A 7397-nucleotide genomic window follows, 5' to 3' on the forward strand; every position below is an offset into this window, starting at 1 on the left:
AGCCTACCTCCATCTATTTAAGGTTTTCGTGTGCCTTGTAGATAACCTGGTCTATTGTGTTTTCATCAATGTGAGTCTCCTCTTTCTTAAGGAGAAGTAAAAACTCAATATTCCCGGTAGTTCCCGTTATAGGTGAAAAGGTGAGTCCATGAGGATAGAATCCAATTTTTCCACTAAAATCAAGAACATTTTCAATTACCTCTTTATGGGTTGATTTTTCTCTTACAATCCCTTTTTTCCCGACCTTATCCCTTCCAGCTTCAAATTGAGGCTTAACCAAAGCTACAACGGACCCTCCATCCTTTAAGAGTTTATGGGCAACTGGAAGTATAAGTTTGAGACTTATAAAGCTGACATCAATTGATATAAAATCTATCTTGTCAGGAATGGACTCTGTATCCATATGCCTTATATTTGTTCTTTCATGTACCACAACCCGCTCATCGCTACGAAGTTTCCAATCGAGCTGTCCATAACCAACATCCACTGCATAGACCTTGCTGGCACCTGACTTAAGCATGCAGTCTGTGAATCCACCGGTTGATGAACCCATATCCATACATACAAAATCTCTAAGCTGCAGTCCAAATTCATCCATTGCCTTTTCCAGCTTCAGTCCTCCTCGACTGACATACTTAAGCGGATTACTTCTAATCTTGATTTCAACATCGTCTGAGTACTTTTCGCCAGGCTTATCAACTCTGGTTTCTCCAATATAAACAGAACCTTCCATTATAATTCTTTTTCCCTTTTCCCTTGACTCAACTAGTCCCTTTTCAAAGAGAATGACATCTGCCCTTTTCTTTTCCATTCTATTTCCCCTTGTCCTTCCTGTCCTTGGATTTCTTTTTAGTTTTAAAAATCTCTACCTTGAAAAGTTTCTCGGCGAAATTGACAATTCTAGCCACCTGATAGATTATGTGCTCGTGGTGATATTCTGCAATTGATTTTCCAATTCCCTTTCCACCTACTGTAAGAGAAGCAGTAAAAGCGGTCAAAAGAATTGTAAGTATTGTTCCATCTGCAATCCCAAAAATCAGGACAATTCGAAATACAATACTCGTTGCTACGGCACCTGAAATGATTCCACTTATATCTCCAATAACATCATTACAAAAGTTACTTACCTGGCTGGAGTTTCTTACAAGTTTTATGGCAGTTCTCGCTTCATCTATTTTGTTGGCAGCCATTGCATGAAATGGCCTTTCACTGGCAGCTGTAACTGCTATACCAATTGTATCAAATATAATACCTGTAAATACAATGATAAGTAGTATTAAAAACGCAAAAAGGACATCAAGATTTTGCACCAGATTTTCTGCAATTATAGAAATTCCGATAGCAAGCATAAACGTCCAGAAGGTTATAAATAATACCCATTTCATATTGTACTTTAAATAAAAACTTTCATCATCCTTCTTAGCCATTCCTATCCCCCTATGTAGATAAAAAAGCTGATAGCTTAGCTATCAGCCCAATAATGTGGTAGTAATCTGAGTAAATCTTACGGCTTTAGGTCCAGCAGGATTTCCCTGGAAAGAACTGCCTGTCGCCAGCTCAGCGGTTTCCCTTTATTCTCTCCACTACCCTGTTGCCAAAAGTAGAACTGGATTACCACTTAGTCCGCACTGTAATCCTCCGATTACCTCATAATGAACAGTCTAGGAGTTTTCCTCAACAGCCAGTCTATTCCCTAGCCTCTTTTGCAGATTAGATTTCGATAACAAAACCTGGCAAAACCGGGCCCTGGTTAGGCCAAGTCGAACTTACCATCCGCGCTACTCCACTCAAGGCAGGCTACTCTGCACTTTTAATTAAAAATTTATGTCTTGCAGGTTTATCACTACAGGGTACTATTTATCACCCTGCAATGTCTCCACGAAGGTAGGGTCTCGCCTGCATGCCATTGCAGATCGCCCCATCCTTCTTACTCCTTATGAAGACCCACGACTGGGCGTCGCAAGCCACACATAAAGAACTTCATCGATATGCCCTTTGACGGATTTTTAGCCCCGCCTTCAAGAATAGTTGTGCTGACTAGAATACTGTACCACTACTTACTAAGCTGATTATATCATGCTTTTTCTTAAATATCAATATTTCTAGACTTCCCTGTGGATAAGTTCCATTGTAAGATTCTGAAAAAATTCAGTGTCGAGATGCTTAAGCTCATGAAGAATTGAATTAGCTTCATCGCTTAGTTCATTAATCTTTTCTCTGGTCTCATCTTCACCATGAAAGCTAAGGTAAGTGTTCTTGTCGATTTCACTGTCTTCCTGATAATCCAGAAGATCATCCTGGAGTTGATAGGCGATTCCCAGTTTTTCTCCGTATAATCTTAAAGCGGCCACATCATCATCAGGTGCGCCACCTGCTATGGCACCAGCCAGGATACTTGCCTGAATCAATGCTGCTGTCTTGCCCTTGTACATATGAAACAGCTCGTCTTCAGACATTTCAACTTCCTCACCCCTTACATCGAGAACCTGACCACCTATCATTCCTGAATGTCCAGATGCTTTTGCTATTTCATAGCCAGCCCTTGCCGCTCTTTTATTGTTACTCGCTACAGCTGTTTTAAAAATTGTCTGAAATGCTAGATTCAAGAGGGCGTCTCCAGTAAGTATCGCCAATGCCTCGCCAAACTTTTTATGACAAGTAGGCTTTCCTCTTCTGTAGTCATCGTTATCCATTGATGGAAGATCATCGTGGATCAAGGAATAGGTATGAATCATTTCAATGGCCATGGCAAATGGCATGGCATCATGTATATAGCTGTCATACATTTCATAAGTCTTCAATGTCAGTAGGGGTCTTAAGCGTTTTCCTCCAGTAAAAAGACAGTACTCCATTGCTTCATGAAGTTGATTTTCATACTTGTTTCCAGATTTTATTGTCTCCTCCAGATAATGATCAATCAGGTCGTGATACTCCTTCAGGTCTTTAAAACTCGTCATCAGGTTCCTCCCCAAACATTTCTGGGAAATCAACTTCCTCTACACCCATACCCTTGTCAAGAATCATCTTAACATCACCTTCTGCTTTTGTAAGGATTTCATTGCAATGGTCATAGACTTTCATTGCCTCTTTGAACTTTTTAATGGTCTCATCAAGTTTGAGATCTTCCTTTTCAAGTTCCTCAAGTAACTCCTGCAATAATTTCATTCCTTCTTCATATGTAAGTTTATTGGTATCCATTCTTATCCTCCTTTGTATCAATAACCACAACATCCGCCCTACCATCAATCATCCTGATATAAAGGCGTTCATCTTTATTCAGCTCAGCAACACCTTTTCTGACATTTCCCTTATGGTCTGTAATAATTCCGTATCCCTTTGCCAGAACACCTTCAGGATTTGCAATCTGCAGTCTGCTCTCCAATGCAAAAAGATTTCGCTCTTCCCTCATTAGCCTCTTTTCGATATTGTGTTGAATTCCTCTTAAAACATTGTCAAGATCAATTTTTCTGTCCATAATTCTCTGCTCAGGACTTAAAAAAGACAAGGTCCTGTTGTGTGCAATAAGAGTTCTTCGCTCATTCGTCAGTGAGCTTTCCATAATTCTTTCAACAGTCCATCCTATGCTTCTAAGCTCTTCCAGCAAACTTTCCTTGTCTGGTACTGCAAGTTCTGCTGCTGCTGAAGGCGTTGAAGCTCTTACATCTGCTACGAAGTCAGCAATTGTAAAATCTGATTCGTGCCCAACTGCTGATATAAGAGGAGTCTTAAGGCCAAAGATGCATCTGGCAAGTTTCTCATCATTGAATGCAAACAGTTCTTCCATGGAGCCTCCTCCACGACCTGTTATTATAAGATCAATGTCATCCCTGACATCCAGCATCTTTAGACCCTTTATGATATTTGATGGAGCTCCGTCACCCTGTACAAGCGCCGGATACACCACGATTTTAATCGGAGGATATCTTCTCTTCAGGATGCTTACTATATCCCTAATTGCCGCTCCTGTAGATGATGTCACAACACCTATGGTCATTGGAAAGGCTGGCAGGTCTTTCTTAAACTCAGAGTCGAAGAGACCTTCTTTTTCCAGTTTATCCTTAAGAAGATTGAATGCCCTGTACAAATCACCGATTCCCTGTTTTTCCATCTTTCGTACATATACCTGATAGCTTCCATCCTTTTCATAAACAGAAATACTGCCGGTTACAGTTACCTTTGCACCATCCTTTGGTCTGAAATTTACATTGATATTATCACTATTGAACATTACACATCTGATTCGGCTTTTTTCATCCTTCAAGCTGAAATACATATGCCCGCTATAATGGTGAGTATAATTGGATATCTCACCCTCAATCTGAATTGAGTTAAGAAGCATATCGCTGGAAATCAGCTTTTTTATGTATTGATTTACTTCACTTACCATTAGTGGTCTCATGGTTATTCCTCCCATCCTTTTTTGCAGGCTGCAAGGTATGCAACACCAACACCATTGTCAGTTGACAAGGTATTCTCAGGAAAAACTACTTCTTTCTCATTGATACCATTTTCCAGACTTTTTCTTATTACAGAGTTTGCAGAAACTCCACCCGCTACATATATCTTCTTTACTGGATAGTCTTTTAACCCTTCTCTTATCAGTTCACCAATTATATCTCCAAGATGCATAAACATTGTGTAGACAACATCTTCTTTTCTAAATTTACCATCACCTAGAAGCTTCTTAAAGAGGTTCTCGTATCCTGATAAGTTAATCCATCCATCTCTTGTTCTATACTGAAGTTTCTTGACAATCTTCTCTCCATTTCTGGCTATTCTGTCAAGCTCCACTCCACATGGAAAATCCATTCCCAAATACACGCCTATTCTGTCTATCAGTTGCCCCATGCTGATATCAAGTGTTCCTCCAATAGTCTGGGTCAAAAGATTCTCTTCCTCATTTCTTGTGTATACAACTTCAGTAGTGCCTCCTGATAGATGCAATGAAAGAAAAGGCTCCTCCTCTTTATTGCCGAGTAAGCAACACCCAATATGTCCTTCCTGATGTGAGAATCTCTTAAAAGGAACCTGGAGGGATTTTGAAATAATCCTGCCAGTATTTTCGCCTGCCAAGAATACAGGCATGTATGATCCTTCAATTGTCCTTGGCCTGGTACTCGCTCCTATTGCTTTTATCAGTGTCAAATCCGTCGACATTTCTTCCAGAAGATCAGGCAGGTTCTTTATATGCTGAAACAGGGCCTCCTGTTGTCGGAGCCCCTTCTTGCCACTCTCAACAAAAAGAGCCTTTCTCTTGTCTTCAATTATATTCCCCATTTGATCTACAATTGCCAGTGAAGTGGTGTAATTGCTTGTATCAATTCCCAGATAAAGATTACTCATCCTTATTCATGGACCTTACAAATCCACCAAGCACTCCGTTGACATATTTATATGACTCATCTGTACTGTACTTCTTTGCAATTTCAATAGCTTCGTTGATTGAAACCTCAATTGGAATATCTTTCATATGTTTAATTTCAAATATTGCCAACCTTAGAGTTGCCAGATCCACCCGGGCAATCCTATCCAGCAACCATCCTTGAAGATTCTCCTGGATTGAGTTGTCAATTTCTTCCCTGTTCTCCAATACACCTTTGACGACTGCTTCGATGTAGTCTGTTTCACCTTTGTCAAAAGGAAAATTTTCCAGATACATTTCAAGATTTTCTTTGGTGAAATCCTCATTGCTGTCCATCTGAAACAACAGCTGCATGGCTCCTTCTCTTGCTTGTTTTCTTCCCATTTTTTACTCCTTAAAATGTATTTCGATTATAATCTAGAATCAGATTCCTCGTTTTTAGTTCTGCTGATTCCATCTACATGAACATTTACTGTCTTAACGCTTAAGTCTGTCATGTTTTCAATAGCTTTTTTTGTCTCTTCCTGAACCTTCAGTCCAACATCATTAAGCTTGGCTCCGTATTCAAGTAGGAGATGCATCTCAACAGAGACTTCCTTGTCTCTAATATCCACCTTTACTCCCTTGCCAGGATTCTTTTTCCCCAAGAGCTCAGAAATACCTCCTGCAAGGTTACTGCTCATTCCCACTACACCTTCGACTTCCATGGCAGCAGTTCCTGCAATCGTTGCAATAACATCATTGGAAATCTGTATGCTTCCATTTTCCATATATTCCATGTGGTCTTTTTCGGTCATATTAACACCCCTCTGTTATAATTCGTATAATACATTATATCAAAGCCGGATACCCTTTACAATACGGCTTGATTCCAGAGAAAAAGCCTAAAGCTAAGCTTTAGGCATCTGACTATTCCTCGTCACTATCTTCATCACTGTCTTCGTCTTCGAATAATTCATTATCCTCGTCATGACCTTTAAAGCAATTGCAACCTTCATCATCACAACAGTCATCAAAATCTTCGAAATCAAAATCCTCGTCAAAGTAGAAGTCTTCCTCATCTCCGTAGACGTCATCTTCTACGTCAGCCAGGTCCTCATCGATAAAGTTAACATACTCTTCAAGATCAATCTGATCCTCGACTACTTCTTCCATTACTTCTGCAAATTCCTCAATAGTTTCAACAATCGCCAATAGAAGCTTGCCTTCTTTGGTGGATTCATCGATTCCCAGGCCGTCTGCAAGACCTTTTAGATAAGATACCTTTTGAAATAAAAATTCCATTTTAACCCCTCCTTTAAACTCTGGACAGATATTCTCCGGTCCTTGTGTCTATTTTTATTTTATCACCTGTGTTCACAAAAAGTGGAACATAGATGGTAACACCAGTTTCACATACTGCAGCTTTAGTGGCTCCCTGTGCAGTATCTCCCTTAACTCCAGGCTCAGTCTCTGTTACTTCAAGCTCAACAAAGTTTGGAGGCATAACATCAAAAGCCTTACCCTGATAGAATTTTATTGTAGCTGTATCATTCTCTCTCAGATATTGTATTGCTTCCTCAACAGATTCACGCTCCAGTGGAATCTGCTCATATGTCTCATTGTCCATAAAGTAATATAGTTCACCATCAGAATAAAGATATTGCATTTCCTTGGTTTCAATAATTGCCTTTTCAAATTTTTCTGAAGGATTGAATGTAACTTCCTTGAATCCGCCATTCATTACATTTCTTAGCTTTGTTCTAACAAATGCAGCTCCCTTTCCAGGCTTGACATGCTGGAAGTCAACTATTTGAAATACACTTCCATCCATTACAAATGTTACTCCATTTCTAAAATCTCCCGCTTGTATCATCTATTCCCTCCTGTTCAATGTTTCTTATTGAAAGATTAATATCCCCCGTATAATAGTTATTATATCAGTATAAGATGTCTGTAACAAGCTAAAAGTTAGTCTGCTGTGTTTATCTTTTGATAATGTCACCTTATAATTATCTTTTGATTATGTCACAATAATCTTATGAAAAAAGAGGTG

General features: G+C 39.5%; 10 protein-coding genes. All 10 read right to left on the reverse strand.

Annotated elements, in window-relative coordinates:
- Positions 1–13: 13 nt before the first annotated feature.
- The 10 genes from ACOEN1_RS09850 to efp all read right to left on the reverse strand — a co-directional run bounded on the left by ACOEN1_RS09850 (position 14) and on the right by efp (position 7217).
- A complete protein-coding gene (locus ACOEN1_RS09850; protein WP_422486726.1) occupies positions 14–811 on the reverse strand; it encodes a TlyA family RNA methyltransferase in 798 nt (265 codons plus the stop codon).
- Position 812: 1 nt separating this feature from the next.
- Entirely contained in the window at positions 813–1427 is a 615-nt protein-coding gene (locus ACOEN1_RS09855; protein ID WP_422486727.1) for a hypothetical protein, read from the reverse strand.
- Between the two features lie 675 nt (positions 1428–2102).
- Positions 2103–2957, reverse strand: a complete 855-nt coding sequence (locus ACOEN1_RS09860; protein ID WP_422486728.1) for a polyprenyl synthetase family protein — start codon at positions 2955–2957, stop codon at positions 2103–2105.
- On the reverse strand, positions 2944–3198 hold the full coding sequence (gene xseB / locus ACOEN1_RS09865; protein WP_422486729.1) for an exodeoxyribonuclease VII small subunit: 255 nt from the start codon (positions 3196–3198) through the stop codon (positions 2944–2946). The genes ACOEN1_RS09860 and xseB overlap by 14 nt, the downstream gene beginning before the upstream one ends.
- Complete coding sequence (xseA, locus tag ACOEN1_RS09870; RefSeq protein ID WP_422486730.1) at positions 3185–4399, reverse strand: exodeoxyribonuclease VII large subunit; 1215 nt, start codon at positions 4397–4399, stop codon at positions 3185–3187. The genes xseB and xseA overlap by 14 nt, the downstream gene beginning before the upstream one ends.
- A 2-nt stretch (positions 4400–4401) precedes the next feature.
- Positions 4402–5343 (reverse strand): hypothetical protein, encoded by a 942-nt coding sequence (locus ACOEN1_RS09875; RefSeq protein WP_422486731.1) that lies wholly within the window; start codon positions 5341–5343, stop codon positions 4402–4404.
- Entirely contained in the window at positions 5336–5746 is a 411-nt protein-coding gene (gene nusB, locus ACOEN1_RS09880) for a transcription antitermination factor NusB (RefSeq protein WP_422486732.1), read from the reverse strand. The genes ACOEN1_RS09875 and nusB overlap by 8 nt, the downstream gene beginning before the upstream one ends.
- 26 nt (positions 5747–5772) lie before the next feature.
- Positions 5773–6159 (reverse strand): Asp23/Gls24 family envelope stress response protein, encoded by a 387-nt coding sequence (locus tag ACOEN1_RS09885; protein WP_422486733.1) that lies wholly within the window; start codon positions 6157–6159, stop codon positions 5773–5775.
- 112 nt (positions 6160–6271) lie between these two features.
- Positions 6272–6646 carry a CD1247 N-terminal domain-containing protein gene (locus ACOEN1_RS09890; protein ID WP_422486734.1) on the reverse strand — a complete coding sequence of 125 codons (375 nt, stop codon included), beginning with the start codon at positions 6644–6646 and terminating at the stop codon, positions 6272–6274.
- A gap of 13 nt (positions 6647–6659) precedes the next feature.
- The gene (gene efp / locus ACOEN1_RS09895) at positions 6660–7217 is read right to left on the reverse strand and encodes an elongation factor P (RefSeq protein WP_422486735.1); all 558 of its coding nucleotides are present in this window, start codon (positions 7215–7217) and stop codon (positions 6660–6662) included.
- Positions 7218–7397 lie beyond the last annotated feature (180 nt).

This window comes from Gudongella sp. DL1XJH-153 (assembly GCF_049310905.1).
GTDB lineage: Bacteria > Bacillota > Clostridia > Tissierellales > Tissierellaceae > Gudongella.